The organism is Synechocystis sp. PCC 7339 (assembly GCF_019924095.1).
Taxonomy (GTDB): domain Bacteria; phylum Cyanobacteriota; class Cyanobacteriia; order Cyanobacteriales; family Microcystaceae; genus Synechocystis.
Map to the genome: position 1 here is coordinate 2,823,052 of NZ_CP063659.1, position 25,765 is coordinate 2,848,816.

The 25,765-nt window shown below is 46.6% G+C and carries 22 protein-coding genes; 13 read left to right on the forward strand and 9 right to left on the reverse strand.

The window, feature by feature from the left end; all coding sequences use genetic code 11:
• Position 1: 1 nt before the first annotated feature.
• The 7 genes from IQE94_RS13365 (at position 2) to IQE94_RS13395 (ending at position 9,115) form a co-directional block, all read left to right on the forward strand.
• On the forward strand, positions 2 to 961 hold the full coding sequence (locus IQE94_RS13365) for a hypothetical protein (RefSeq protein ID WP_223342121.1): 960 nt from the start codon (positions 2 to 4) through the stop codon (positions 959 to 961).
• A 35-nt stretch (positions 962 to 996) separates the two neighbouring features.
• The gene (locus tag IQE94_RS13370) at positions 997 to 2,484 is read left to right on the forward strand and encodes a VWA domain-containing protein (protein WP_223342122.1); all 1,488 of its coding nucleotides are present in this window, start codon (positions 997 to 999) and stop codon (positions 2,482 to 2,484) included.
• A 3-nt stretch (positions 2,485 to 2,487) separates the two neighbouring features.
• The gene (locus IQE94_RS13375; RefSeq protein ID WP_223342123.1) at positions 2,488 to 2,880 is read left to right on the forward strand and encodes a hypothetical protein; all 393 of its coding nucleotides are present in this window, start codon (positions 2,488 to 2,490) and stop codon (positions 2,878 to 2,880) included.
• A gap of 10 nt (positions 2,881 to 2,890) precedes the next feature.
• Positions 2,891 to 4,270 carry a VWA domain-containing protein gene (locus IQE94_RS13380; protein ID WP_223342124.1) on the forward strand — a complete coding sequence of 460 codons (1,380 nt, stop codon included), beginning with the start codon at positions 2,891 to 2,893 and terminating at the stop codon, positions 4,268 to 4,270.
• 97 nt (positions 4,271 to 4,367) lie between these two features.
• A complete protein-coding gene (locus IQE94_RS13385; RefSeq protein ID WP_223342125.1) occupies positions 4,368 to 5,006 on the forward strand; it encodes an FHA domain-containing protein in 639 nt (212 codons plus the stop codon).
• A gap of 93 nt (positions 5,007 to 5,099) precedes the next feature.
• Complete coding sequence (locus IQE94_RS13390; RefSeq protein ID WP_212721056.1) at positions 5,100 to 6,998, forward strand: PP2C family serine/threonine-protein phosphatase; 1,899 nt, start codon at positions 5,100 to 5,102, stop codon at positions 6,996 to 6,998.
• Positions 6,999 to 7,006: 8 nt separating this feature from the next.
• Positions 7,007 to 9,115: a serine/threonine-protein kinase gene (locus tag IQE94_RS13395; protein WP_223342126.1), complete on the forward strand. Its 2,109-nt coding sequence runs from the start codon at positions 7,007 to 7,009 to the stop codon at positions 9,113 to 9,115.
• Positions 9,116 to 9,325: 210 nt separating this feature from the next.
• On the opposite strand, the gene IQE94_RS13400 is transcribed toward IQE94_RS13395, so the two are convergent.
• Positions 9,326 to 10,300 (reverse strand): undecaprenyl-diphosphate phosphatase, encoded by a 975-nt coding sequence (locus IQE94_RS13400; RefSeq protein ID WP_212721054.1) that lies wholly within the window; start codon positions 10,298 to 10,300, stop codon positions 9,326 to 9,328.
• 115 nt (positions 10,301 to 10,415) lie between these two features.
• On the opposite strand from IQE94_RS13400, the gene cobU reads away from it, so the two are divergent.
• The 3 genes from cobU to IQE94_RS13415 all read left to right on the forward strand — a co-directional run bounded on the left by cobU (position 10,416) and on the right by IQE94_RS13415 (position 11,954).
• Complete coding sequence (gene cobU, locus IQE94_RS13405; RefSeq protein ID WP_212721052.1) at positions 10,416 to 10,973, forward strand: bifunctional adenosylcobinamide kinase/adenosylcobinamide-phosphate guanylyltransferase; 558 nt, start codon at positions 10,416 to 10,418, stop codon at positions 10,971 to 10,973.
• Between the two features lie 127 nt (positions 10,974 to 11,100).
• Positions 11,101 to 11,523 carry a hypothetical protein gene (locus IQE94_RS13410; RefSeq protein ID WP_212721051.1) on the forward strand — a complete coding sequence of 141 codons (423 nt, stop codon included), beginning with the start codon at positions 11,101 to 11,103 and terminating at the stop codon, positions 11,521 to 11,523.
• Between the two features lie 239 nt (positions 11,524 to 11,762).
• Positions 11,763 to 11,954 (forward strand): hypothetical protein, encoded by a 192-nt coding sequence (locus tag IQE94_RS13415; protein ID WP_010873442.1) that lies wholly within the window; start codon positions 11,763 to 11,765, stop codon positions 11,952 to 11,954.
• A gap of 269 nt (positions 11,955 to 12,223) precedes the next feature.
• Here IQE94_RS13415 and IQE94_RS13420 read toward each other — a convergent pair whose 3' ends face one another.
• The 3 genes from IQE94_RS13420 to IQE94_RS13430 form a co-directional block, all read right to left on the reverse strand.
• Positions 12,224 to 13,246, reverse strand: a complete 1,023-nt coding sequence (locus IQE94_RS13420) for a long-chain acyl-[acyl-carrier-protein] reductase (protein WP_212721050.1) — start codon at positions 13,244 to 13,246, stop codon at positions 12,224 to 12,226.
• Positions 13,247 to 13,466: 220 nt separating this feature from the next.
• Positions 13,467 to 14,162, reverse strand: a complete 696-nt coding sequence (locus tag IQE94_RS13425; protein WP_194016501.1) for an aldehyde oxygenase (deformylating) — start codon at positions 14,160 to 14,162, stop codon at positions 13,467 to 13,469.
• A gap of 262 nt (positions 14,163 to 14,424) precedes the next feature.
• Positions 14,425 to 15,522: a glucose-1-phosphate thymidylyltransferase gene (locus tag IQE94_RS13430; RefSeq protein ID WP_223342127.1), complete on the reverse strand. Its 1,098-nt coding sequence runs from the start codon at positions 15,520 to 15,522 to the stop codon at positions 14,425 to 14,427.
• A 235-nt stretch (positions 15,523 to 15,757) separates the two neighbouring features.
• Between IQE94_RS13430 and glyS the strand changes: the two genes are divergently transcribed.
• Positions 15,758 to 17,926: a glycine--tRNA ligase subunit beta gene (gene glyS, locus IQE94_RS13435; RefSeq protein WP_223342128.1), complete on the forward strand. Its 2,169-nt coding sequence runs from the start codon at positions 15,758 to 15,760 to the stop codon at positions 17,924 to 17,926.
• 443 nt (positions 17,927 to 18,369) lie between these two features.
• Here glyS and IQE94_RS13440 read toward each other — a convergent pair whose 3' ends face one another.
• Complete coding sequence (locus IQE94_RS13440) at positions 18,370 to 19,641, reverse strand: lipid-A-disaccharide synthase-related protein (protein ID WP_212721033.1); 1,272 nt, start codon at positions 19,639 to 19,641, stop codon at positions 18,370 to 18,372.
• A 65-nt stretch (positions 19,642 to 19,706) separates the two neighbouring features.
• On the opposite strand from IQE94_RS13440, the gene IQE94_RS13445 reads away from it, so the two are divergent.
• Together IQE94_RS13445 and trxA are read left to right on the forward strand one after the other, a co-directional pair.
• Positions 19,707 to 20,363: a DedA family protein gene (locus IQE94_RS13445; protein WP_223342129.1), complete on the forward strand. Its 657-nt coding sequence runs from the start codon at positions 19,707 to 19,709 to the stop codon at positions 20,361 to 20,363.
• A 40-nt stretch (positions 20,364 to 20,403) separates the two neighbouring features.
• The gene (gene trxA / locus IQE94_RS13450) at positions 20,404 to 20,721 is read left to right on the forward strand and encodes a thioredoxin (RefSeq protein ID WP_212721031.1); all 318 of its coding nucleotides are present in this window, start codon (positions 20,404 to 20,406) and stop codon (positions 20,719 to 20,721) included.
• A 56-nt stretch (positions 20,722 to 20,777) separates the two neighbouring features.
• Here the strand turns inward: trxA and IQE94_RS13455 are convergent, their stop codons facing one another.
• The 4 genes from IQE94_RS13455 to IQE94_RS13470 all read right to left on the reverse strand — a co-directional run bounded on the left by IQE94_RS13455 (position 20,778) and on the right by IQE94_RS13470 (position 25,585).
• Positions 20,778 to 21,689 (reverse strand): 2OG-Fe(II) oxygenase, encoded by a 912-nt coding sequence (locus tag IQE94_RS13455; RefSeq protein WP_212721030.1) that lies wholly within the window; start codon positions 21,687 to 21,689, stop codon positions 20,778 to 20,780.
• A gap of 190 nt (positions 21,690 to 21,879) precedes the next feature.
• Positions 21,880 to 23,547 (reverse strand): chaperonin GroEL, encoded by a 1,668-nt coding sequence (gene groL, locus IQE94_RS13460; RefSeq protein ID WP_212721029.1) that lies wholly within the window; start codon positions 23,545 to 23,547, stop codon positions 21,880 to 21,882.
• A 139-nt stretch (positions 23,548 to 23,686) separates the two neighbouring features.
• Entirely contained in the window at positions 23,687 to 24,664 is a 978-nt protein-coding gene (locus tag IQE94_RS13465) for an ABC transporter ATP-binding protein (RefSeq protein ID WP_212721027.1), read from the reverse strand.
• Positions 24,665 to 24,703: 39 nt separating this feature from the next.
• On the reverse strand, positions 24,704 to 25,585 hold the full coding sequence (locus tag IQE94_RS13470; protein WP_223342130.1) for a pentapeptide repeat-containing protein: 882 nt from the start codon (positions 25,583 to 25,585) through the stop codon (positions 24,704 to 24,706).
• Positions 25,586 to 25,765 lie beyond the last annotated feature (180 nt).

The window sequence follows — 25,765 nt, forward strand, 5'->3', positions numbered from 1 at the left end:
AATGCAACAATTTTTTGAACAAATTAGACAACTGAATAACAAACCATTAATGTTTGGTATTTATGGCGCCTTAGGTTGCTTAATCGTGAACTTGCTATTGGCAGAACCCCTAAATTTCTTTGTCTATAGTTCTGTTCGAGAAAATGTAGTTAGCAACACTGAATCAATATTGAGTGCTTTTGTTTACATGATGGCTTTTACTGGTGTTTGGATGGGAATAATATCCGTAGGTATATCAATAGGAATAATGATTGGTCAAAATCATTATTTACATCGTCGCTTAATGTCAAAATCTGAAGTTATATTGGCAATATTGGGCGGGTTTATCTCCGGTCTTATATCTGGTGCCATTGCTCAAGCTATTTACTCAGTAATAAGTTCAATAACAGAATCAATTATTTTCGTAGAAATTAGTAGGATATTTGCCTGGGGAATTCTGGGAATAATGATTGGTGTAGGCATGTCATTTATTGTTCCTAATCTGAAAATGACTAAAGGAATTTTAGGGGGGGGATTAGGTGGAATAATTGGCTGTATTGGTTTCATTGTCAGTTCTTTCTTCTTTGCGGATAGTTTGGGTCGCTTGATCGGAATGACAATTCTTGGATTTTTCCTAGGCTTAATGATTGCTTTAATTGAGCAAATTAGTCGTCAGGCCTCTGTGCTGGTGCATTGGGGACCAAAGGAAAAAACTGTTCTTTCCCTTGGGGAAAAGGCTGTAATTCTTGGCAGTTCCCCCGATGCTCACATTTACCTACGCAAAGACCACGGTTATCCCCCTATAACAGGAAAAATTTATCAACAAGAGGAAAAAATTTATCTAGAATTTGACCTCGCCTATGCCAAGCAAAAATCGATGAAAAAATTTAAACAGGAACTTAAGAATGGGGACATTAGAAGATTCGATAAACTTTCTTTTGAAATTCGACTTAGCAATCCTAACTTACAAAAATCAACTTAAATTGTGATTATTTTTGCTTCAAAGCTTCATAATAAATGAAAATCTTAAACAAACTCAGACAAATTAATAACAAACCTTTACTATTTGCTATCTATGGCGCACTGGGATGCTTACTAGCAGCCCTATTATTGGGAGAGCCTTTTTTCGCCCTCTTTCCCCCGGCCTCTCCCCCAGCTCAAGCACTGGTTCTTTTAATTGATACTTCTGGCAGTATGGGTGGGGATAAGCTGTCCGAAGTTAAAAATGCGGCGATCGCCTTTGTGGAAAGACAAGATTTAACTCGGGATGAGATTGCGGTCATTGGCTTTAGTAGCGATATTCAACTTGGCAGTACCCTTACCAATAACCGTGAAGCTTTGCAATATGCCATTGATAATCTTAATGATGGAGGTGGCACTCTTATGGACCAGGGTATTAACGCTGCTGTCGAACAGCTAGAAAACAGTCTTTCAACTAAGAAAAATATTCTTTTATTTACGGACGGTCAACCTGGCTATGCAGGGGCAGATGTCAATGAAGAAATAGAGAAAACTTTAATGGCAGGCAACAATGCCAGAGATGAACAAATTAAAATTTTGGCCATTGCCACCGGCGATGCGGATATATATTTTCTGCAAGATCTAACCCAAGATCCAGATTTAGTTTTCTTTGTAGATTCTGGTGGCTTTAATGAAGCCTTTAAAAACGCCCAAACAGCTATTAATAGCCTTATTAGTTCCAGTGGAGAAGCTGGAGATTATAATTCCCTGTTTAAATCCTTGGTAATTATTGGTGTTTGGACCGGCTTTATTGGAATTGGAGTATGCTTAGCGTTAATTATCGGGCAAAATCACTATTGTCACCGACGTTTAATCTCGCAAAAAGAACTTTGGTTGGGTGTTGGAGGAGGCTTTATCGCAGGCCTTGTTGCGGGAATATTAACTCAACTAGCATTTGCCCTAGTTAGTCAATTTCCTGCCCTAATTACCATTAGTCGACTGCTTGCTTGGACTATCTTGGGCGTAATAATTGGAGCTGGGACTTCCCTAGTTATTCCAAACCTAAAGCCGATCAGGGGAATTTTAGGGGGTGGTCTAGGCGGATTTATTGGTTGCCTAGGATTTATTACTGTTCTTTATTTAGTTTCTTTAGGGACCCCTAGTCGTTTATTAGGAATGACAATTCTTGGATTTTTCCTAGGCTTAATGATTGCTTTAATTGAGCAAATTAGTCGCCAGGCCTCTGTGCTGGTGCATTGGGGACCAAAGGAAAAAACTGTTCTTTCCCTTGGGGAAAAAGCTGTAATTCTTGGTAGTTCCCCCGATGCTCATATTTACCTACGCAAAGACCACGGTTATCCCCCCGTAACAGGAAAAATTTATCAACAAGGGGACAAAATTTATCTAGAATTTGACCCTGCCTATGCCGAGCAAAAGTCGATGAAAAAGTTTAAACAGGAGCTGAAAAGTGGGGACATGAGAAAATTTGATCAACTCTCCTTTGAAGTTCAACTCATTAATTCTAACTTGCAAAAGGTAACCTAGATTATGGTCAAATATGCTCTCACCGTTGAGCCCACCAATAATCTGTATAGAGAATCTTTACGGTATGCCTTAGATTTAACTCCTCACCAAGAAAATAATCCTGCAACAATTTTTGACACTGAGATCAAAAAAAGTATGCTAAAATCACTTAAGAGCAGTGGTACTTATAAGATTCTTCCACTACAACTGGAGCAAATTATCCAGCGTTGGCAAGATGACATAGGCCAGGGTTACAGGGAAACTACCATCAAACTCAAGCTCTCCCTCTTGATTGACGCTCAAATTAATCAAGTCGTTGAATCCGGTTACCAGCTTGTTCCAGATCTGATAGAGCCAGATCTATCCTCCGTTGAACCCAAGGGTGGAGCTTTTCCGCCTTTGAATTTCCCCCTATAAGCGAGGCATCATGTTGAACTTTACTCTGACTCTGAACCGGGAGTTTTTGGAAGCAGACAAAGACCATCAAAAATTGTTTGCCATGCTCAAGGTTCGCCCCACCAAAGAAGCGGCGGAAACATCACCTCCCGTCAATTATGTATGTCTAATTGATACTAGTGGTTCCATGTATGAAGTAGTGGGAGGAAATGTTCAGGAAACAGGCCGCACTTTTAATGTTGATGGTTGTGACTACCGGGAAGTCAGCGGCGGCGTGACCAAAATGGATTTAGTGATTGAGTCTCTCCAAAAGTTAATACAGTCCCAACAATTCAAAGCAGAGGATCGTTTAGCTATTATTCGTTTTGATGATGAGGCGTCTACTCTGATGGAACTTGCCCCCGTTGGCGATCGCCAGAGAATGGAAGATGCCATTCAACAACTGCGCCTTTATTCTGGGGGCACCCGTCTTGGTCTGGGTATGCGCCACGTCCTTGATTTGCTCTCGTCCCAATCGATGGCAGTCAATCGAGTACTACTTTTTACCGATGGTCAAACTTTCGATGAGGATTTGTGCCGGGACTTTGTTAAAGATTTCAGTGGCAATAACATTTCCATTTCTGCCCTGGGAGTAGGGGAATATGAAGAGAACTTATTGGTGTATCTGAGCGATAACACGGCAGGAAAGTTGCGCCATGTGGTGGCCGAATCTGCCTCCGGTACCCAAGTGGCGATCGCCGATTTACCAAAGGAGATTTTGGGAGATTTCAGGGATGCCCAAAGAGAAGTGGTGACCAACATGGCCTTATCCGTCGCAACGGTACAGGGAGTCAAACTGACGCGATTAGCCAAGGTTTATCCCACCGTGGTAGAGAATCCCATGGTCCAAGAACCCTATCTCATCGGTAATATTATGGCTGGGGATGAAACGGTGTTCATTTTAGAATTTGATGTGGCAAGTAGGAGTGCTTCGCGGGTACGTATTGCCCAATTGGGTTTCACCTACGATGTCCCCGGGAAAAAACAACGTAAGGAAGTAGCACCCCAGAATATTGTGGCCCAGTTTGTTAATGGGACAGTAACTCCCCAAATGGATGCGGAAGTGATGGCCTATGTGCAACAACTCAATGTGGCCGGCCTGGTTAAACAGTCCATGGATGTGGTAGATAGCGATCCTATCAGGGCAGAAAAATTGCTAGAAACTGCCACTCGCATGACCAGAAAGTGGGGCAATGATTCTCTGACGGAATCCCTGAGTCAGGCCCAGGATGAACTGCGTAAAACCCGTAAACTATCCCCCGAATTTCGTAAAACGGTCAAGATTGGATCTAAAGGTAAAACTGTTCGTATCAATGACAATTTAGGGGAAGAATTGTCCCAGGATGCTATCCGTCAACTAACGGGAACTTAGTTTCTCCATCGAGTTTTTACGCCTGACGGGACAGATTCTTCAGCTACTCCAGCCATTTTTTCACATTCCTTTACTTACCTTTACTTAAACACAATTTATGTCTATTACCTGCGAAGCCTGTGGCTATACCAATCCTGCCGATGTCGAATTTTGTGCCGCCTGTGGCTCGGAACTAAGCCAAGTCGCCCCTCTACCACCTTCCCCTCCGGTGACAGAACCAGAAACACTTATTCCAGAGCCTTTACCGATCGCCGCGGATCTGGAACTTAATTTTGACGCCCCTTTGGCTCCTCCTCCCCCCCCTATCACCGAGTCGGAAGTGACTAACGTCCCTATCCCCCTGAAATCTTCAACCTCTTCCCCTACGCCAGACGATCGCCTGGGGACAGCAGACCTAGGCATGGCCAAATTGATTGCCCGATTACCCAATGCCCCCATTGCCGAGTTTTTATTGGATAGCACCAGTTGTCTAATTGGCCGCTTTGACCCGGACAGTGGCCCAGTGGAAGTAGATTTGGATGGTTTCCCTGGGGATGACACCATTTCCCGCAACCATGCTGAAATTTACCAAGAATCAGGCAGTTGGAAAATTAAGGATCTCGGTTCCACTAATGGAGTGTTTATCAAAAGAGCCGGAGAAAATCGTTACGGAGCTCGCATAACAACCCCTCAACCACTATGGTCAGGAGATGAAGTGGCGATCGCCAAAATTCGGTTTCTTTTTCAGATGGATTGACAACAATAAGGTTCACTAAATCAAACAAGGGAATAACTAACTTATTCTCTCCTTTTGTTCCCTAGTTAATTTAGGATTGACAAGGCTTAATTTATGCAAAGCAATAACTTGTGGCAACAGCAAATAATTACAGTCGGAGATATTGATGTCAAGATCGAGGCTTTTTGGGGTAACTTTAACAATGTTGAATACTATCAAGCTCGATTAATTAACGAAATAAACGAAGAAAAAATAGGATTACTGCGAATTGGTAGTGTCTATGGAGAGTTGTCGAAAGAACAGGAATTGAGAAAAATTTTGGGCCCACAAAAATTTCTCGCTCCTTTGCTAGGAATGTCAATAAAATCTTACCCTGGAAATGAACCTGAAATAAAAAGCGAAAATAGAGAAATAGAGGAACTACAATCCCCAGTTGGAGTTCAAGATACTGTTGTCACAAAAAATCCAGAAAATTCAGTTTCCCTGGAAGAAATTGTTGATGAATTTGTCGATATACCTAAAGAATCGGAAGAGGCATTAACCGAGTTATACCTAGCAGATGACCCACAATCAGAAATTGCTATCACCGAAAACCAGGGTCAGGTGAAAGAAATAAAAATTGAAACTGAAACTAACTACTTAGAAGAAGAAATTTATCCAGAACAGCCCTTGGGTATTGGTTCAGAAACCGAGTTATTACTAGTGTTAACTACACTGCCAAACGAAGAAAAAACATTAAAACATTGGTTGAAACAACTGCATACCCCTACAGAAGCCCTTGTGGTAGCGGGTCAAATTTGTCAGTTATTTTGCCTGTTGGCCCGCCATAACTGGTGTGTGTTGGCGATCGCCCCCCGATTTATGCAAATGGGCACACCCCTCACCGTCTTTGATTTGACAGCTATACATAGGCTTGATCAACCCCTAGAGATTGGTTTACAGGGAACCTATTTTCCACCCGAATTAATTACGGGTGGAACATTACACCCCCATACCAGCACCTATATTGTCGGTGTAATCCTTCTACAAGCTCTTTTTCCTGAAGTAGCGGCTAATTTTTTAGCCCGGGATTTTACTTCTTTGGGCCAGTATGACGAGCTGTCTTTGCCCCTCCAGCCCAAACTACGCCAATTACTAACCATTGCCCTAGCCCCCAGTCCCGAAGAACGCTTCAGCGTTGAGCAATTTTTGGAGTTGTTGATTGAAACTCGCACTCTTCTCGCGAAACCTCATCTTACTTGGCAGATTGCAAGTTATTCCACGGTAGGACTCTCTCTCCATCGTCTCCACAATGAGGATAATTTTGGTATTAGGCAATCTGTTACAGGTCAATCACAAGTTCTCTTAGCGGCGATCGCCGATGGTATGGGAGGCATGGCCCAGGGAGAAGTGGCCAGTCAATTAGCTATTGATGCGTTAATCAATGCCAGTCTGCCAAAAAAAATTAACATTGCCCTCGAAAGACAAAACTGGTTAGGAGAAGTGGTTAACCAGGCCAATCGGCATATCACCGCCGAAGTTAGGAATGGAGGCACCACCTTGAGTACTGTGTTGGCTGTTAATCAGCAATTGCACATTGCCCACGTTGGGGACAGTCGCATTTATCTCATTCGCCGGGGATTTATATGTCAACTGTCCGAAGATCACTCTCTGGTGGCCATGTTGCTCAACAGTGGGCAGATCAGCTATCAAGAAAGCCTGGAGCATCCTGACCGCAACGTTTTGACTAAATCCCTCGGGGGGCAACCCCAACTTAACTCTGGTCATCTGCAAACCCTGAGTCATTTTGGCCAGGATAATTATTTGACCCTAGAAGATGGCGATGTACTTTTGCTTTGTTCCGATGGGGTTTGGGACTTAGTTTCCGGGGATGAAATGGCGACCATCTTTACCAAGGCTGAAAATTTACAGATGTCAGTGAATCAGACCATTGATCAAGTGCTGAAACGGGGCGCTAACGATAACGCTACCCTAGTGGCACTACAACTAACCATGGAGCTTCCCCACCTGTAGCTATTCCCATGACCATTCTTTGCCCTGCCTGTTTAATCGAAAACTTCCCTGGCGCTCTTACTTGTAGCGTCTGTGGTTATAGTTTGGCTGATGAAAATGGAGATAGTACGGTTTTTGAATTTCCCATGGCTCTGCGGCCCCAGACAATGCTGAAACAGGGACAGTATCGAATTGAAAATCCTTTGGGACAGGGAGGATTTGGCATTGCCTACAAAGCTGTTAAAGTTGCTACCGGGGAAACTGTAGCAATTAAGGAATTTTTACCAGAACGTTCTGTCCGTCAAGGGAATCAAATAATTTGGTCTAATGCTGTTTCCCCCCAGGATCGTCAGGAATATATCCGGGAATTTCTGCAGGAAGGGGAAAGCATTGCCCGCTGTTCGCCCCATCCGCACATTGTCAAACCTTATGAGTGGTTCGAAGAAAATAATACTGGTTATATAATTCTGGAATTTGTGCCGGGTAAAACCCTGGATAAAATTCTCAAACAAGAAAAAAAACTATCGGAATCTAGAGTCAAAAAATATTTTCTTAAAGTTGCCGCTGCTCTCCAAGTTGCCCATGGTAAAAATCTACTACATCGGGATATTAAACCAGACAATATTATTATTAACCTTCAAGATGAACCTGTTTTAATTGATTTTGGTAACACCAGGGAATACATCGCCCATAAAACTCAGAATATGTCGGCGATCGCTGCTGTTGGCTATGCCCCTCCCGAACAATTTGTTGCCTACGCAAGACGTTCCCCCAGCATGGATTTTTACTCTGTCTGTGCCAGCATGTACGAGTTGTTGACGGGACAGCTACCGACTTCAGCAATTGAGAGAATACAAAAAGATGAATTAGTACCTCCCCGCAGTTTAAATCCCAGTATTAGTCCCCAAATGGAATCTATACTCCTAACAGGACTAAAAATGAAGGCGGAAGAACGGTTTCAAACTGCCGATGAATTAATTGATGCTCTGGAAGGCAATTTTATAACTCCTAGTTTAAAAAAAGCCCGACAGTTGGTCAATGAACGTAATTTTCCTGGAGCAATTAGTGCTTATCATAAACACCTACAAACCAACGTTGATGATTCAGTTGCAATGGCAGAACTGGCGGCAATATTAGTTTACTTTAACCAAGAGCAGGCGGAAACTGTGGCCTTTCAAGCTTTGCAATTAGATGGAAACAATAGTCTTTGTTTAGGAATTTTAGGCTTAATTAACTGTCGGCGGGGCCATTGGCAAAGTGCGTTCAATTATCTTAAACAAGCTACTCAAATTAGTCCCCGGGAAGGGTGGTTACAGGCCAACTTAGCCTGGGCTGCTGGCAAGCTGGGGCAGTGGTCTTTGGCCAGTCAAGCCATTGAAAAGGCGATGGCCCTGGAAAAAACTCCCTTTATTTTGTCCATAGGAGCTTGGATTGCCTTTGCACAAAAACAATGGAAAAATACTATTCGTTTTGCTCGACCGGCAATTTTTCAAGCTAAACAACAACATTACAGCCCCGAAACCTATAGCTGGCTTTATCCCCATCTGGCGATCGCTTTACAAAAATCTGTACTAACTGCCCATGCCCTCGATGTGGAAAGGTGTTTGGAAGAGTACGCCCAAGATGAACCTAATAGTGTTCATGGAATGGCATTACTAGCCTGGCACAAAGCAAAACAGCAACAATGGCAATTAGCATTGGATTATTTTCAACAAGCTAACCGAAGTAATGACAAATTATCTTGGGCGCTGCTCAATGAAGCAATTTTGCTGGAAAAAATCAATAAAATAACTGAAGCGATCCAAGTCTATCAAAACTATTTGAATTTACTCCCTCAGAATTACTTTGTCTATTTTCGCTGCGGTACTTTGTTAGGCAGAAAAAAACAATTTAGTGAAGCCAAGGAATATTTGACATCTGCTCTTGATTTAAACCCCAATCAACCCGAAGTGTACCACAATTTAGGCTGGGTGTTGCTATCCATGGGGATAGAACAAGGCATAATTGATCATAGTCATGAAATTATTCAATATTACCGCCAAGCAGTAGAACTTTACCGACAATCCAACTCCTCTGGCAACATTAATCTGGCTCAGCAAATTCAACAAGCGTTTGCTAAAGCTCATATCAGGCTTTAGAACGTGTTTGGAAAGTTTTATTGCGCCCCCTAAATTTCTTCACTAAAGCTCCGGCAATACTGGAGGACTTTCACTCAGTTTCCTCCCAAATTTGGAGGGCAAGGGGGCTTTTAAAACAGGCCATTAGGTGTTTGTTTGAAAAGCGGGTAGATATGCCAGAAAAAATCCTAAAGAACTAGTCTCTTATTAAGATAATCTTGTATTTTAAGTTCAAATTTTTATTGCCAAAGTCAACAGAATAATTATCCCGAAAATTAGACGGTACCAAACAAAAATCCAGGTGCTGCGTTTTTGCAAAAATTTGATTAGCCAGGCGATCGCCAGGTAGGAAAAAATAGCAGAGGAGATGGTACCAACAATAAGGGGCAAAATGGCATCGTTGCCCAAATGTTGGTCCATTACCCCTTTCAGTTCCACCAGACCAGCAATGGTAATGGCCGGAATGCCCAACAAAAACGAAAACCTGGCAGCGGCGGCCCGTTCCAAGTTAATAAATAAACCCGCCGTTAAGGTAGATCCAGAGCGGGATACCCCAGGAATCAGAGCCAAAGCCTGGGCTATGCCAATAATCACCCCATCCTGCCAACGTAACTTTTCAAAAGGACGGCGGTGAGTTCCCAACTTTTCTGCCAGGGCCAGCAACAATGCCATGACAATGGAGGCAATAGCAATGGTGGGCAAACTACGAAAAGGGGAATTGTCCAGGTCAGGGACCAGCACTTTCATTAGCAGTCCAAAGAAGACAATGGGAATGGTGCCCAAACCGATGCCTAAGCCTAATTTAAATTCGAGGGAATCATATTGGCGGGTTTGCACTGCCTTGATAATGCCCTTGGTGATGGCGGTCAAATCCCCCCAAAAGTACCAAAGTACTGCCGCAATGCTACCCAACTGGATAATGGCAGTGAAGGCCACTCCAGGATCTCCCCAACCCAAGGCCACGGGCACCGCCTTTAGGTGTGCCGTACTACTAATGGGGAGAAATTCCGTTGCCCCCTGGATAAATCCCAATATAAAGGCCTGGAAAAGATTAATTGATGCAGTTGCGGTCATTGTCCCTGTTTCCGCTCCCTCACTGGGCAGTACCGTTTGGGCCAATACGATGCCCCAGGCTTGGTGATAAATAATGGCGATCGCCACACTGAGACTGAAAGCACTGAGAAAATTTAATTGGCGAGGGGACATTCACTGAGGGTGATAATCGGGACTCAAAGATCCTAGCCTATAGTGGCAGAGCAATTTCTTGAAACGTTTTTTAAACTGTCTCCTAAAATTGTGATCGCCCCACCGTCGCATCTTCATGGCCCTTCCTATCCTCGTCACCGGCCCCAGCCGTTCAGGTAAAAGTGAATGGGCCGAACATCTTGCCGGCCAAAACCATCCATCAGTTATCTACATTGCCACTGGGAAGGAAAATGCCGCCGACCTAGACTGGCAAAACCGTATTCAACAACATCGCGATCGCCGTCCGCTCCAATGGCAAACGGTCTGTGTTGATCAGCATTTGACCGATACTTTAGCAACCCTACCGCCGGGAAGTTGTGCCCTAGTGGACTCCTTGGGGGGCTGGGTAGCCAATACCCTGGAGTTGTCCCCGGACCAATGGCGGACCAAGCAGAGAGACTTCATTACTTTTGTGGCAGATTTGCAAAATGTCCCCATCACCATTATTTTCGTTGCCGAAGAAACGGGGTGGGGGGTGATTCCGGCCTACGCCCTGGGACGTATTTTTCGAGACCGTTTGGGGGCTTTAACTCGCCAATTGGGAGGATTGTGTGGTCAAGTTTATCTAGTGACTGGTGGTTATGCGGTAGATCTACGCCAATGGGGAAAACCCTTGCCTCCATCGAGGGACTGATTATGAAAAATGAAGCAATCGTTAAGTTGTTGTGAACAAATGCCAGTCCCCACTCAGAAATCGTTAACATGGAGGCCAGGCGCACAGCAGGAGGGAACTTCTGGGTTTTTCAGGAGTATTATTCGCCATGGCAGATGCCATTGAAGTTAAAAACTATTTAGGCCAGTGGTTTCAACTTGGCCGGGGAGTAATCTTTCCCAAAAGTGACGCGGTGGTTTTGCCTAGCCCGATTTTTGCTGGACAAAGATTTTCCCGAGCCTTTGAAGACTGTTGGCAACTCATCCTTAGTAGCCGGGAGGATTGTTACCTAGAAGGGACGGAACAAACTCTACAAAGCTTGCTCAGCGGCGATTGGGAAATTATCAGTTGTGCCCGTTGTGCCTTGCCCGTGCCCCTATCTCGCAGCCAAATTCCCAGTTGCCTTTGTCCTTGTGCTGAGGTGGAATCCTGGCCGAATTTGGAGTTGCCATTGCCCCGTCTACCCGCCAATCAAGTTTGTACTCTAAGAAAAGTTCAGGAGCGGCTGATTCTGCAGGAAGAGGCAGACTGACCAGCCAGTGCTTTTGTTGTCCGATCGCCCTTGGGTAGACTAGGGATCACTAGCTAGGGCGGAAATTTTCGGCATCGATATCGATAATAGATAGAAGTGAATAGGTGTCAGAAAAGCACGGAGAACATCTGCCGGGACACCGCCCCAAAACCGTAGAAAAGGTTAAATTAACGGATTTTTGATTGCCAGCGCTGGCTAATAGATTAGAATGTAACGTAAAGGTTTACATTTTGTTACATATGTTGGTGCCCATTCTCATTTTTGATGTGGCTTTGGTGGCTTGGTCGCTCCACCTCATGCAACAGGCGATCGAAGAGCAGGAATTTTCTTTGATGCTGGCTGGAACTCTGGTAGCAGCAGCAGCGGCAGCCACTTTGGTGGTGTATTTTCTCATGGGCCACTGCCTATCCCAACTGAGTCAGACCCTTTGACCAGCGGCGGTGAGCCTTGATAGTTAGTTGTTGTTTGTTGTAATTAGTCCTTGATTCAAACGTATACTTAACCCAGCAGTGCTAAGAACGAATCCTCTCAATTCACCCGTTTAATAAATGCCTAGGACAGAAGGGAGATTTTACAGCAGTAATCATATCCGATAAGAAGCACTAGGGACATGTCGTATTAGGCTCTTGAAGAGATTGGACGGAAATTAAGCACTGCTTCAGACCTTGTTAACCGTTGACCAACTCCACAAACCCCAGAGTTAAAGAGCGACCAAAGGGCAAAAGCCATGCTTGACGGAAGCTTCCCCGATCGCCTCCATTTTATTAACGGAAATTTGGTTGCGGCCCCAAGAAAAATTAGTGCGCCAGCCCTCAAACTCCAACAAAATTGCCTCCGCAAAACAGGCGAACATTTGCCGGGAAGGAATATCCATATCCACAATTTTCATAATCTCCCAGGTGATATCCAAGGAATGCTCCACAATGCCCCCCTTGAGAATATGCACCCCATCCGCCTTCACCCGCGTATCTAAATTTTTGGGATAGCCCCCATCTACAATCAAACAGGGCTTTTTCAACATTTCTCCGGCAATTTCCACTCCCTTGGGCATACTCGCCACCCAAACAATAACGTCTGCCTGAGGCAGGGCCGTTTCCAAATCCATAATTTTGCCCCGACCCAATTCCTCTTGGAGGTTTTCCAGTCTCTGGCGGTTACGGGCAATTAACAATAATTCCTTAACTTGGTGTTTGCTATCCAACCAACGGCATACCGCGCTACCAATGTCCCCCGTTGCACCACAAACCGCCACTGTGGACTGACTTAGATCAATACCCAGTTGCTTTGCCCCAGCTTCCACCTGACGGCAAATTACATAGGCGGTGTGGGTATTCCCAGTGGTGAACCGCTGAAAGTCCAGTTCCACATTGCGGACTTGATTATTTTGCTTGAGGTTAAATTCTTCAAATACAATCGAAGAAAAACCTCCCAGGGCCGTAATATCCAAACCAACTTTCTGGGCCAGGGCCATGGCATTGAGAATTTTCCGAATGGCCGCCTTAATGCGCCGTTGGGTCAACATTTCTGGCAAAAAGCAGGACTCTACATATTTGCCTTCAATTACCTGCCCCGTTACACTTTTCACCTGAAAGTTATCAACTACTTGGGGGGGAGCAGAACACCAAAAATCTAAGCCTTGGTTGGCGTACTCAGGATAGCCTAAATCTTCGGCAACCGCTTGGGCGTGTTCTAAACTCGTGAGATGACCAATAAGACCAAACATTGATAATAGTCAGAATAAATAGGGGAAGGTATCGCTTTCCGCTCAGTTAACGACTCCGATCGCCATAAAGCTTTACACAGTATGGCACAATTTGACAAACTTCCCTTTGCCATGGGCCAGCTTCCTAAAAGTACCCGAAAATAGGGCAAAAACCCACAGATCCGAAGAAGTTCGAGATTTGTGGGCTTAATGAAATAGTTTGAGATATTGCCGACCTAGACTAGACTCCGGCTAAACCGTAGGAGGACATGCGCATAATTTCCCTGGTGCTAAAGCCAATGTTACTGAGGGCTTCACCGTAGCTGATCATAAAATCTTCTACCAGGGCTTCCTTCTCCATGCCCAACACCTTCGCATCCCCCTGCACTTGGTTGAGCATTTTCCACACTAGGGGTAGGTTTTCCTTGTTGGCCTGTTCCAGTTCCTCTTTAGCGGTGGCAAAGTTGGCTTTTAACCACTCTTCGCCATAGTTGAGGTGGGTGTATTCGTCCTTGACCACGCCTTCGGTGATTTTCCGGGCAAAGTCGTCCGCCACAGGAATGTAAATGTTGTAGGCGGCGATCGCAAAAGCTTCGATAATTAAAGCTTGAATCAATAAACAGGTAACAACTTTCCCTTCCCCAAAAGCTTTTTGGAAATTGCCGTGCAGACCAGCAAAAAATTCCTGGGCATAGGGCATATCAGGGCTAACTTTGAGGTTGTTGCCACAGGCTTGGAAACCTTTCTTGTGGCGGTTTTCCATTTTGGCTAAGCGGACTAACTCTTCCTTGTCCTCCGGTAAGAGTTCCGCCATCTGGAGATAGTTGCTGTAGGCTTCCTGTTCGCCTTCAATGACAATGGCGTTGATGCGGCTGTAGGCGTCTTTGTAGATTGCGCTGGAATAGTCAAATTCGGTGCGGACAGCAAGCTCGGGCATAGGGGCGTTGGACTCCTGTGGATGGACGGTAAACGGTAAAAAGATCGATGGGGATCTAAGATCTAAGGTAAAGAAAGGTTAAGAAATTAACCTCCGGTTGTCTTCATAATACACACTCTAGATTAATGCAAATCCCGGGGGATGGTGGCGCCATAACCATAGGAAACACCTATCCGGTTGATTTAGTAATCTACATGGCCAGATCCGCCACGATTTGAGTTGGCACCATTCTAGCAAAACTAGTCTAGGTTGCTGGGGAGTTTTAGTCTTGGGGGTAGGAAGATGATCCAATCAGTTCCACTTGAGAATCATTCCCAATCAGGAAACGTAAAGCCTGGGGACGGCGGGGAGCGGGGAAAATTTTGGCGTTTTTGCCGATGACACTGTCGACAATTCTTTGTTCGATGGCCACAATGCTGGCTCCCTGGAGCACGACACTGTGTTCGAGATCTGCATCCCTGATTTTAACTCCGTCGGCAATACTGCTGTAGGGACCGATAAAGCAGTTTTCCAAATGACAGTTTGAGCCGATCGCCACGGGGCCACGGATGACGCTGTTGATAATTTGGCTGTGGGGGCCAATGGTTACCCGACCGGAGATTTTACTTTGCTCATCCACAGTGCTCTGGATATCTTTCTCCACTAGGCTATCGAGGATAATTTGATTGGCGGCCAGCAGATCGTCCTTTTTGCCGGTGTCTAGCCACCATCCCTCTAACTCCAGAGATTCCACCCCATAACCATGGCTGATCAGATATTGGATCGCATCGGTGATTTCTAGTTCTCCCCGGGCAGAGGGCTCAATATTGGCGATCGCCTGGTGGATGGTGGGGGCAAAAAAGTAAAGTCCCACTAGGGCCAGGTTGGAAGGGGGATGCTCCGGTTTTTCCACCAGGGCTAGCACTTTGCCTTGGTCATCAACGGTGGCCACCCCAAAGGCAGTGGGATTGGGAACTTTTCGCAGTAAAATCAAGGAATCGAGAGATTTTGCTTGGAAATGGTCGAGGAATTGCTCTAAATCATCTTGAATTAGGTTATCTCCTAAATACATCACAAAAGGAGATGTTTGGAGAAAATCCGCCGCCGTTTTCACCGCATGGGCCAGCCCCAAGGGTTCTGATTGCAAAATGTAAGTAATCTGGGCGCCAAAATTTTCCCCGTTGCCGGTGACCATTTTAATTTCCTCCCCCGTTTCTGGGCTAATAATAATGCCGATGTCGGTAATGCCAGCCTTGGCGATCGCCTCAATGCCATACCAGAGGATTGGTTTGTTAGCCACGGGCACCAACTGCTTGGCTCCGGTGTAGGTGAGGGGGCGCAACCGGGTTCCTTTGCCGCCGGAGAGAATGAGGGCTTTCATAAAAACTTTGGTATTAAGGTTATATTTTCGGTCTAGGTTTCAGTGGGCAGTAAGCAGTAATCGGTCAACACTGACCATTAAAACCTAGTCCAGAAATGATGGCGCCAGCACCTGCCCGTAAATGGGCTGATTTTGTGCCATTGCTAAAAATCCCTATGCCCCACCTCAACTTGCCTGATATGGTTATTGGTGGTGGCTTTTGCCTTCCCTAACCGACCCATTGCTCCCTTGCCCTATGCCCCTGCAAACCTTTCTATTTGAAATTGGAACTGAAGAGTTACCCGCCGATTTTGTTCGTAGTGCGATCGTCCAGTGGCAAGGGTTAATTCCCCCAGGTTTGGCGGCGGAGTTTTTAGAACCGGAGTCGGTGGAAATTTACGGCACGCCCCGGCGCTTAACGGTGTTGATTAAAGGTTTACCGGAATGTCAGCCCGATCGCCTAGAGGAAATTAAGGGGCCACCGGCCAGTGCCGCTTTCAAGGACGGCCAACCCACCCCAGCCGCGTTGGGCTTTGCCAAAAAACAAGGGGTCAGCCCAGAGGATTTTGAAATCCGCTCCACCCCCAAAGGAGATTTTATTTTTGTCAATAAGCAACTGCGGGGCCAAGCGAGCCAGGATTTGTTACCCAAGCTAGCCCTAGGTTGGCTCAAGGCTTTGGATGGTCGACGGTTTATGCGTTGGGGAGATGGAGATTGGCGCTTCCCCCGTCCCATTCGTTGGTTGGTTTGTTTGTTGGATGACCAGGTTTTACCTCTACATATTGACAATGGCTCTACTACCTTAGTCGCTGATCGCCTTTCCCGGGGACATCGAATTTTGCACCCAGCACCAGTTAGCCTAGCCCACGGAGAAGATTATTTGGCTCAGTTAAAACAGGCTGGGGTCGTGGTGGATCCCAAGGAGCGCCGGGCCATAATTGAGCAACAAATTACCACCCAGGCGGCCACCCCAGAAGGCAAAGCGATTATTTATGACGATTTGCTCGATGAAGTGGAACAGTTGGTGGAATATCCCACCGCAGTGTTAGGGCAGTTTGATCAAGAATTTCTCAGCTTACCCAGGGAAGTGATTACCACCGTCATGGTCACCCATCAACGCTACTTTCCCGTGGTGGACAAAGATGGCCAGCTATTACCCCATTTCATCACCATTGCCAACGGCGATCCCAGCAAAGGGGAGATTATTGCGGCGGGCAATGGCCGAGTCATTCGGGCCCGCTTAGCCGATGCCAAATTTTTCTATCAGGCTGACTGTGACGATAGCCTCGACAGCTATTTGCCCCAACTAGAAACGGTTACCTTCCAAGAAGAGTTGGGCACCATGCGGGATAAGGTGGACCGCATTATGGAAATGGCCGCGGCGATCGCCGATCAGTTGGGGGTAACGGAGCAACAGCGGGGGGAAATTGACAGCACTGCCATGCTTTGTAAAGCAGATCTGGTAACCCAAATGGTGTACGAATTTCCTGAACTGCAAGGCATTATGGGGGAAAAATACGCCCTCGTTAGCGGTGAATCGGCGGTGGTAGCCCAGGGCATTGTGGAGCATTACCTCCCCCGGCACCAGGATGATGATTTACCCCAAGGCTTACCCGGTCAAGTGGTGGGCATGGCCGATCGCCTCGATACTCTAGTGAGTATTTTTGGTTTGGGTTTACTTCCCACTGGCTCTTCCGATCCCTTTGCCCTGCGGCGGGCAGCCAATGCGGTGATTAACGTAGCCTGGACGGCGGGTCTAGAAGTCAATTCACTGGAACTATTGAACCAGGGTTGCCAGGATTTTGTCACCTCCCACCCCGACAAAACTTCCCCCCTCCCAGCGTTAAAGGCATTTTTTCTGCAAAGACTACAAACCTTACTTCAGGATGAACAGGGCATTGATTATGACCTAGTCAACGCTGTGTTGGGCAGTGGGGAAACAAACTGTGACGATGCCGAAAGTACGATGCCTGACCGCCTGTTGGCGGATTTACAGGATGTCAGGGAAAGGGCTCAATATCTGCAAGAATTGCGGGACAACGGTCATTTAGACGCCATTTATCCCACCGTGAACCGTTCCGCCAAGCTAGCTAGTAAGGGCACCTTGCCAACAACTCAACTGGACCCCCGTCCTGTGGTCCAAGCTCCCCAACTGGTCCAGGATTCGGAAAAAGCAGTTTACCAAGCATTGTTGGCCATTTATCCCAAAGCGGTAGAAGTGCAAGAAAGCCGTGACTACGAAACTTTGGTAAACGCTCTACATGAGTTGGCCCCCACCGTGGCGGACTTTTTCGACGGACCGGATAGTGTGTTGGTAATGGCGGAAAATGACGAATTACGGCAAAATCGCCTTAACTTACTCGGTCTAATTCGTAATTATGCCCTAATCCTGGGAGATTTCGGGGCGATCGTCAAAGGAGCGTAATTCAAACTGTTAAAACTGTTCAAACCATTGCCTAATTAATTGCTTTAGTTAGGTATTTTTAACCTGAGTTCGAGAAGAAAGAAAAGCGGAAAAAAAGGCTGAAGGCTAAGCTCAAAGTGTTGAAATTTAAGCCCTCCAGCCATGCCGATAAAGAATGGGCTTGATTATTTTTCTCAGAGAGTTTGGCATAGTAGATGATATTTACTTGTTTAGGGGGATTTACTTTATCACCTTTTTTTACTTGCCATTCAGAGCTAATTTCTAAAGAAAATCTTAAGAGTGCTCAAACCCTTATCTAGTAAGTGTTTGGATTATTTGGAACTCTTGTCATAGCAAACACTGAAAGCCTTGTCATTGCTTGATCTCAGCAGACTTATAAAATCAGCTCTCAACACCATTTAAAATTTTGTAAGTAAATTCACAAGAAATTTTCCCGCAAAGAACTAACCCCATTGTTGGTGGAGGACTTCTGCAATACGGCGGGCGGCTCCAGCTTCCCCCAATCGTTCCCGGCCATTACGGGCGATCGCCTCTAGTTGATTCTGATTATGTAGTACTTTTTTTAGAGCTATGCCAGTTTGTTCCGGGGCATCTAAGAGGATTAAGGACTCCCCCAGGAGCCAGGTTTGACGACGGGCAAAATAAGGATTGTATTGGGGGCCAGCACCAGGAAAACTAATCACCGGTTTACCAAGACCGACAAATTGTTCCGTGGCGGTACCAGCCATGGCGATCGCCGCTTGGGCATTGTGCAGACAATCGGCAAACTGTTGTTGGCTAAAAACCAAATGGGCTTGGTTTTTTTGGAAAACGGGTCCCTCGATCAGGCAAGAAATTTTGTTGGTCAAAAGTTCCACGTTATTTTCCTCCAATCGTTGCCAACCCTGGGTTTCCACTTCAGCCATCAACGGTGCTAAGGGGAGGGAAGGGGCGATCGCCGCCAGGAAGGTTACAGAAACATCGGAAAAATGGGTTAACACGCTAGTTAAACTTCGCCCAATGAGGGCCCAATTCCGTTCCATTTCTGGCGATCGGGAACCGGGTAAAAGGGTAATGCTCAAACTCTGCCCTGGCTGTAACGGTTGGGGTTGGTAATCCTGCGAGTTTAAACCGTCCATCATCGGATTGCCCACGGGGTAACTAATCACGCCTTGGCTTAATAAACTTGCATGGGTGAGGCGATCGCGGGGAAAGACCGCTGTGCAATTTTTCCTCATCATTAACCACTGCTCCCAAGGGTAGTAGGTGGAACCAAGCCATTTTTCCCAAGCTTGGGTACTGGGTAACCATTCCCCAACGGGGGAGCGGAGATAATATTCCGACTTAGCTGTGCCCACAAAGGCGTAATCACCTCGGCCCAACCAAGCTAGGGCCAGGGGCACGATGTCCCCCACTGCTACAACTTTGCCCCCTTGCGCTGTCCATTGTTTCAAACTTCCCAACTGGGCTTTAGTGAGCCCCCATAGACCACCCTGAACATCCCGCCATAATTCCCTGGCATCCATGTTGTTAAAGCCACCGGAGGGCATGGTTTTCACCGGGCCAATTAGAGGAATATTTAAGCGTCGATAACTACTGCCTTTCCCTACCAAGGGTAATCCCACTAATATTTTCTCAGGCTTCATCCCCGCCAGAGCACTCCAAGCCTGGCCAATGCTAACGGCGATCGCATCTTCTCCGTGGCCATTGCTGAGCAGTAAAATCTTCGGCAGCATCCAAGACTCCCATCCGCTACACTAAAAATAAGCAGATTATTAAGAATTATTAAATAAGCATCACCATGGGTTGGGAATTTTTTTCGCTAGAGACATTGCAGGAATTGGCCCGTCAATATGGTTACGGAGCCGTATTCTTTGGCATTGCCTTGGAAAATGCGGGCATTCCCATCCCTGGAGAAACCATAACCCTGTTGGGGGGCTTTTTGGCCGGCAGCGGGGATTTAAGTTACGGCGGTGTTTTAATCGCTGCGATCGCCGGGGCTGTGTTGGGGGATAGTTGTGGTTACTGGGTGGGACGCTGGGGCGGTTGGCCCCTACTGACCAGGGCGGCCAAGCTGTTTAACATTCCCCAGGAAAAGCTTGATCAAGCCCGCCATAAATTTAGCCAAAATGGGGCGGCGGCGGTATTTTTGGGGCGTTTTGTCACCCTACTACGAATTTTTGCGGGGCCCATGGCCGGCATTGTCCGTATGCCCTACGGCAAATTTTTGCTCTATAACATCGGCGGTGCTTCCGTTTGGGCCACCATCACTGTCAGTTTGGCCTACTTTTTGGGAAGGGTGGTCACCATTGAGCAAATTATTGCCTGGACTACCCAATTTAGTTGGTTTGCCCTAGCTGCCGTGGTGGGAATGGTAGGCCTCTACTTTGTCTTTCACTTTCTGCAAAAGCGTTTTGATCAAACCATCGATTCGGCCATAGGCGATCGCCCCCAATAATTGCTAGAACTGGATTAATACCTTTGCGAGGGAAAATACTATGGCTGTCAAAAAACAGTTTGCCAATTTTGCCGACATGCTGGCCGGTTCCCCCAAGCCGGTGTTGGTGGACTTTTATGCTACCTGGTGCGGCCCCTGTCAAATGATGGCCCCCATTCTCGAGCAAGTGGGCAGTCATCTCCGCCAGCAACTCCAAGTGGTGAAAATTGACACCGACAGATATCCGGCGATCGCCACCCAGTACCAAATCCAGTCTTTACCAACCTTGGTGTTATTCAAACAGGGGCAACCGGTGCATCGCATTGAAGGCGTACAACAGGCCGCCCAGTTGATCCAACAGTTGCAGGTTTTTGTTTAACTTTTACAAGGTGAAATTACTCTTCTTCACCTGAGCAGGGAGGAATCGTTCACATATCATTCAGCCGTTCGGCGAATCCAACCGTTGACCGTAAACCGACTGTGGGCAAATTCCCTGGAAGGACAAATCACAGGCATTACTTCATGGCGACAACGGCTATTAAAAAAGATAATGGAATTATTGGTGGGGGTAATAGTTTGAAAATTTGGATGGGTGATAATGGTGTTACTTTTAAACTCCGTATCGTAAAGTTTTAACTCCCCTCCAGAAAAAGCCTTTGGTTCTTGGTAAAAATAATAGACATAGGTGATTTGTCGAGTGGCTGTTTTTTCACTACCGGCATCGTTATGAATTCTGTAATAGCAACCATCATTATGGGCTGTCAGTTGCACTTCAATTTCTGCAATTTCGAAGGGAGAAAAATTTAATTGACCCAGTAATCCCGGTAACCTTTGCTTGATCCGTTCTCGTATCAGGGCTGACAATGCAGGGATTTTTTTAGAAAAAAGCACATAGGATTGGCGATATTGATTTGCCTTAGTTGTAGTGTTTGACTCCATATATTGCCGTCGTCTATTGATTGCTTCTGTGATAAACTTTTCATTTTCTTCTGGGCATAAAAAGCCTTTAACTTCTACATAGTTAGCAGGCAAAAATATCGATTCTGTCTGTTGGGTTGCCGTTGGTTCCGGTAAATTGGGGTTGATTTGAGAATATTCTGGCTGTAATTGCTTAATTTCCCGCTGAGCACTGACTATTAATTTATCCGCTGAATGACCATTAAACTCGGTAAAAACCTCTGCTATTTCAAGAATTTTTAAGGCCACCGTTGCCCTTTCTTGAGGCGGCAGTTGGTCATCATCAAGAATTGCTTCTAAAGTGTCAAGAGATTGAGTTAACAGCTTTTTCACCCTAGCTGATAGGGCAAATTTATCTTCACTTACTCTTATTTTTTCTTCTCTGTCCATTATTGAACCCCCTGAATTATTTAAGATCAATGGTACTTTTACCGGACAATTTATGGTTGAACAATTTTAGCTGTTTTGCAGGTAACAAAAATCCCCCTCCCAGTTAGCTAGGGAAGGGGGACAACAGGCAACAAAGCCTTCAGATTAGCCGCGATGGACTAGTAATCCGAGCATGGCAAGGATGGGGCAATTACATCATACCCATACCACCCATGCCGCCCATACCTCCCATACCGCCCATGCCACCCATGTCGGGCATAGCAGGGGCCGCCGGTTCAGGTTTTTCCACTACCAGAGCTTCGGTGGTTAGCACCATACCAGCGATAGAAGCGGCATTTTGCAGGGCAGAACGCACCACTTTGGCGGGGTCGATGATACCAGCAGCAATTAGGTCTTCAATTTTGCCAGTGATGACGTTATAACCTTGGTTGCCAGTGGCTTCCTTGACTTTTTCGACAATGACGGAACCTTCTACCCCGGCATTCCTGCCCAACTGGTGTAGGGGGGCTTCCAGGGCTTTGGCAATGATGTCGGCCGCCACCCGTTCTTCATCGTTGCTAAGTTGGGCTTTAAATGCTTCAATTTTGCCGGCTAAACGGATTAGGGTGGTGCCACCACCAGGAACAATACCTTCTTCCACCGCAGCTTTGGTGGCGTTAAGGGCATCTTCAATGCGGAGTTTGCGGTCTTTGAGTTCCGTTTCTGTGGCGGCGCCGACTTTGATCACGGCCACACCACCGGCTAGTTTGGCGATGCGCTCTTGGATTTTTTCTTTGTCGTAGTCGGAATCGGAAGCGGCATATTCTTTGCGGAGTTGCTCGATCCGTTCTTTAACTCCGGCAGAGGCCCGTTTGTCTGCCCCGGCAACGAGGATGGTGTTGTCTTTTTCCAAAGTGGCTTTAACCGCTTGACCCAATTGATCCAAGCTGACGCTGTCAAGACTCAAACCAATATCTTCAGAAATTACACTACCACCGGTGAGGATGGCGATGTCCTGCAACACGGCTTTACGCCGATCGCCAAAGGCGGGCGCTTTAATGGCAGCAACATTGAGCACCCCCCGGGCTTTGTTGACCACTAGGGTGGCGAGGGCTTCCCCTTCGATATCTTCAGCAATAATCAGCAGAGGACGACCGGCCCGGGCAACGCTTTCCAGCACGGGCACCAAGTCGGCAATGGCGCTGATTTTTTTGTCAGTGATTAAAATCAGAGGATTATCAAACTCCACCAATTGGCGATCGCTATCGGTGATGAAGTAGGGGGAAATGTAACCCCGGTCGATCTGCATCCCTTCCACCACTTCCAATTCGGTATTGAGGGATTTGGACTCTTCCACGGTGATGACGCCGTCTTTGGTGACTTTGTCCATGGCATCGGCAATCATGGCCCCGACTTCGGAATCGTTACCGGAGGATACGGTGGCCACCTGGGCGATCGCCGAACCTTCCACTGGTTTAGCCAAAGCCTGAATTTCTTGGACGAGGAAAGTGGTAACTTTTTCGATGCCCCGACGCAGAGCTACAGGGTTAGCGCCAGCGGCCACATTGCGCAGACCTTCCCGCACTAAAGCTTGAGCAATAATAGTGGCGGTGGTGGTGCCATCCCCAGCAATTTCCTTGGTTTTGGAAGCAACTTCCTGGATTAGCTTAGCTCCAGCATTTTCTTCCGGGTTAGACAGTTCAATTTCTTTGGCGACGGTGATGCCATCGTTGACAATCTGGGGAGCACCGTACTGCTTTTCTAATAAAACGTTACGACCTTTGGGGCCGAGGGTAATCCGCACTGCATCGGCCAGGGCATTAATCCCTGCTTCCAGGGAGCGTCTGGATTCATCCTTAAAGGAAATAAGCTTAGACATAGACTAAAAAGTTACAAATAACGTCAAAGGTAGCGGACAAGTCCATAAAGCACTCTAGCACTCTTGGCAGTGGAGTGCTAAGCCAAACAAGGTTCGGTTTTCCGTTCTTTGGGACGCTTAAGATACTGAATTTTTTTGCTTACTGACTGGTGGTGATGCCCCGTTCCCGCAGTTGCCGGATGAAATAATCTTCCAGGGAAGGCCTGGCCAAATTGAGGCTGATTAAACTGGCCCCAAGACTAGGTAGAGCATCCACTAGCGTTTGGGGATCTCCCTGGTAATCACCATGCCAGACATCCTGTTCCTGACTGAGGTTACCTAAATATTTGCTTAATTCCTCTGCTTGTCCCCCTCGTAAGACCACTTGGTAGCCTTCATCGGTGCCCAACACTTCCGCTAAAGAACCGCTACAGAGCAATTCCCCCCGGGCCAAAATGGCAATGCGGTCACAAATTTGCTCCACATCCGCCAAAATGTGGGAGTTGAAAAAGATGGTTTTGCCCTGTTCTTTCAGAGAGAGAATAATCTCCCGCACTTGGTAACGTCCCAGGGGGTCTAAACCAGACATAGGTTCATCCAGGAATACCACCTCTGGATCATTAATCAGGGCCTGGGCCATGCCCACCCGTTGCAACATGCCTTTGGAATATTGCCGCAATTGCTTCTTTTTGGCGGTTTTTTGGGCCAGCCCCACCAGGTCGCACATGGCCATAATGCGTCGTTGCCGTTCCCGTTTGCCAATCTGAAACAGACTGCCGATGTAATCTAAAAATTCCCAGGCGGTTAAAAAATCATAAAAATAGGCATTTTCCGGTAGGTAGCCCACCCGTTGTTTGGTCTGGCGATCGCCGATGGGTTTACCCAGGAGGGTACCCCGGCCGCCGCTGGCGCGAATTACCCCCAAAAGAATTTTTAACAGGGTAGTTTTACCTGCTCCGTTGGGGCCCAGTAGGCCAAAGGTTTCCCCCGGTTGCACCGCAATGGACAAAGGTTTAAGGGACTCCACCTTCTGATTCATCCAAAAGCCGGTACGGTAGGTCTTGCTAATCTCCCAAGTTTCCACCACATGGCCCTGGATTGGTTCCTTTGCCTCGGCGATCAGAGTTGACGCGACCATTAACTTTTTTCCTCCCTGAAAAAGTCCTGCCCAGAAGAGCTAACCACTAATACTAAAAACACATCGATCAGTTTCGATCATGGTGGAAAAGGTCTTAAAAATGACCGCGCAGGATTTGACATACTGCTGAGCCCATTGTTGGGCCAACTCAATTTGAACTGGGGTCAACTGCTCCTGCTTTGGCCCTTGATAGTTAAGTTTAACGGCCTTTTTATCCACCTCAAACTGGGCAAACCATTCTTCCTTGGGCTGGGCCGATTGTAGATAACGACTAGCCATGGTATTGCCTAAGTAATGATTACCTAAACTACCCAAATATTCAAAAGTTAGTAACAAATCTTCCACCGTTAAGCCAGTGGGGAGGGAAGCTTGGCTAGACTGTTTCTCTTTGACTGGGGTTTGAGTCTTAGTTTGAGGGCTAGGAGTACTATCCCCCATCACCTTGATCAGACCGAAATTTTCTGGCTTAAAACCGGCATCGAATTGGGTTTGTTGATTATATTTAGCATTGGCTAACTTTGCCCCAGTTAAGTCCGCCCCTGTCAGCAGGGCCCCATGCAAACGGGCTTCTGCAAGATTAGCCCTGGTCAACAACGCTCCGGCACAAAGGGCATTTTCCAAGTGGGCTTCCTGGAGGTTAACTTTGAGCAAAAAAGTTTTTAGTAGGGATGCTTGCCCTAGATCCGCCCTAGACAAATTAGCGCCCGACAGATCTGCGTTGTTAAAATAGCAACCCTGCAATTTACAGCCCTGCAAATCTGCTCCCCGCAGGTTGGCCTCGCTGAAGTCTGAGCCACTAAAATCTGCTCCAGCTAGGGTGAAGCCGTGGAGGTCAATGTGCCGCAGGGCTAAGTTGGGAAAATAGCGCTCCCCTGCCTGGTATTGACTAAGAATCGCCTGGGCTTGATTACTGTCTACCATCGAAAATTTTTCCGCTGCCGAGACTGTCGGTCAATTAAGATTAACCCTATCTAGTGCAAACCATAACATTCAGTGAGTAACTTGTTGTTAACTCTTTATTGTGCCCTGTCAACAGGGGGCAAGGGTTTGCGTCCGCACTCCGGCACATCCTCCCAACGCGGTGGTTTTTGTCCTGCTTGA

Coding starts and splice junctions, on each gene's coding strand:
- IQE94_RS13365 (WP_223342121.1), top strand. CDS start 2: ATGCAACAATTTTTTGAACAAATTAGACAACTGAATAACAAACCATTA.
- IQE94_RS13370 (WP_223342122.1), top strand. CDS start 997: ATGAAAATCTTAAACAAACTCAGACAAATTAATAACAAACCTTTACTA.
- IQE94_RS13375 (WP_223342123.1), top strand. CDS start 2,488: ATGGTCAAATATGCTCTCACCGTTGAGCCCACCAATAATCTGTATAGA.
- IQE94_RS13380 (WP_223342124.1), top strand. CDS start 2,891: ATGTTGAACTTTACTCTGACTCTGAACCGGGAGTTTTTGGAAGCAGAC.
- IQE94_RS13385 (WP_223342125.1), top strand. CDS start 4,368: ATGTCTATTACCTGCGAAGCCTGTGGCTATACCAATCCTGCCGATGTC.
- IQE94_RS13390 (WP_212721056.1), top strand. CDS start 5,100: ATGCAAAGCAATAACTTGTGGCAACAGCAAATAATTACAGTCGGAGAT.
- IQE94_RS13395 (WP_223342126.1), top strand. CDS start 7,007: ATGACCATTCTTTGCCCTGCCTGTTTAATCGAAAACTTCCCTGGCGCT.
- IQE94_RS13400 (WP_212721054.1), bottom strand. CDS start 10,300: ATGTCCCCTCGCCAATTAAATTTTCTCAGTGCTTTCAGTCTCAGTGTG.
- cobU (WP_212721052.1), top strand. CDS start 10,416: ATGGCCCTTCCTATCCTCGTCACCGGCCCCAGCCGTTCAGGTAAAAGT.
- IQE94_RS13410 (WP_212721051.1), top strand. CDS start 11,101: ATGGCAGATGCCATTGAAGTTAAAAACTATTTAGGCCAGTGGTTTCAA.
- IQE94_RS13415 (WP_010873442.1), top strand. CDS start 11,763: ATGTTGGTGCCCATTCTCATTTTTGATGTGGCTTTGGTGGCTTGGTCG.
- IQE94_RS13420 (WP_212721050.1), bottom strand. CDS start 13,246: ATGTTTGGTCTTATTGGTCATCTCACGAGTTTAGAACACGCCCAAGCG.
- IQE94_RS13425 (WP_194016501.1), bottom strand. CDS start 14,162: ATGCCCGAGCTTGCTGTCCGCACCGAATTTGACTATTCCAGCGCAATC.
- IQE94_RS13430 (WP_223342127.1), bottom strand. CDS start 15,522: ATGAAAGCCCTCATTCTCTCCGGCGGCAAAGGAACCCGGTTGCGCCCC.
- glyS (WP_223342128.1), top strand. CDS start 15,758: ATGCCCCTGCAAACCTTTCTATTTGAAATTGGAACTGAAGAGTTACCC.
- IQE94_RS13440 (WP_212721033.1), bottom strand. CDS start 19,641: ATGCTGCCGAAGATTTTACTGCTCAGCAATGGCCACGGAGAAGATGCG.
- IQE94_RS13445 (WP_223342129.1), top strand. CDS start 19,707: ATGGGTTGGGAATTTTTTTCGCTAGAGACATTGCAGGAATTGGCCCGT.
- trxA (WP_212721031.1), top strand. CDS start 20,404: ATGGCTGTCAAAAAACAGTTTGCCAATTTTGCCGACATGCTGGCCGGT.
- IQE94_RS13455 (WP_212721030.1), bottom strand. CDS start 21,689: ATGGACAGAGAAGAAAAAATAAGAGTAAGTGAAGATAAATTTGCCCTA.
- groL (WP_212721029.1), bottom strand. CDS start 23,547: ATGTCTAAGCTTATTTCCTTTAAGGATGAATCCAGACGCTCCCTGGAA.
- IQE94_RS13465 (WP_212721027.1), bottom strand. CDS start 24,664: ATGGTCGCGTCAACTCTGATCGCCGAGGCAAAGGAACCAATCCAGGGC.
- IQE94_RS13470 (WP_223342130.1), bottom strand. CDS start 25,585: ATGGTAGACAGTAATCAAGCCCAGGCGATTCTTAGTCAATACCAGGCA.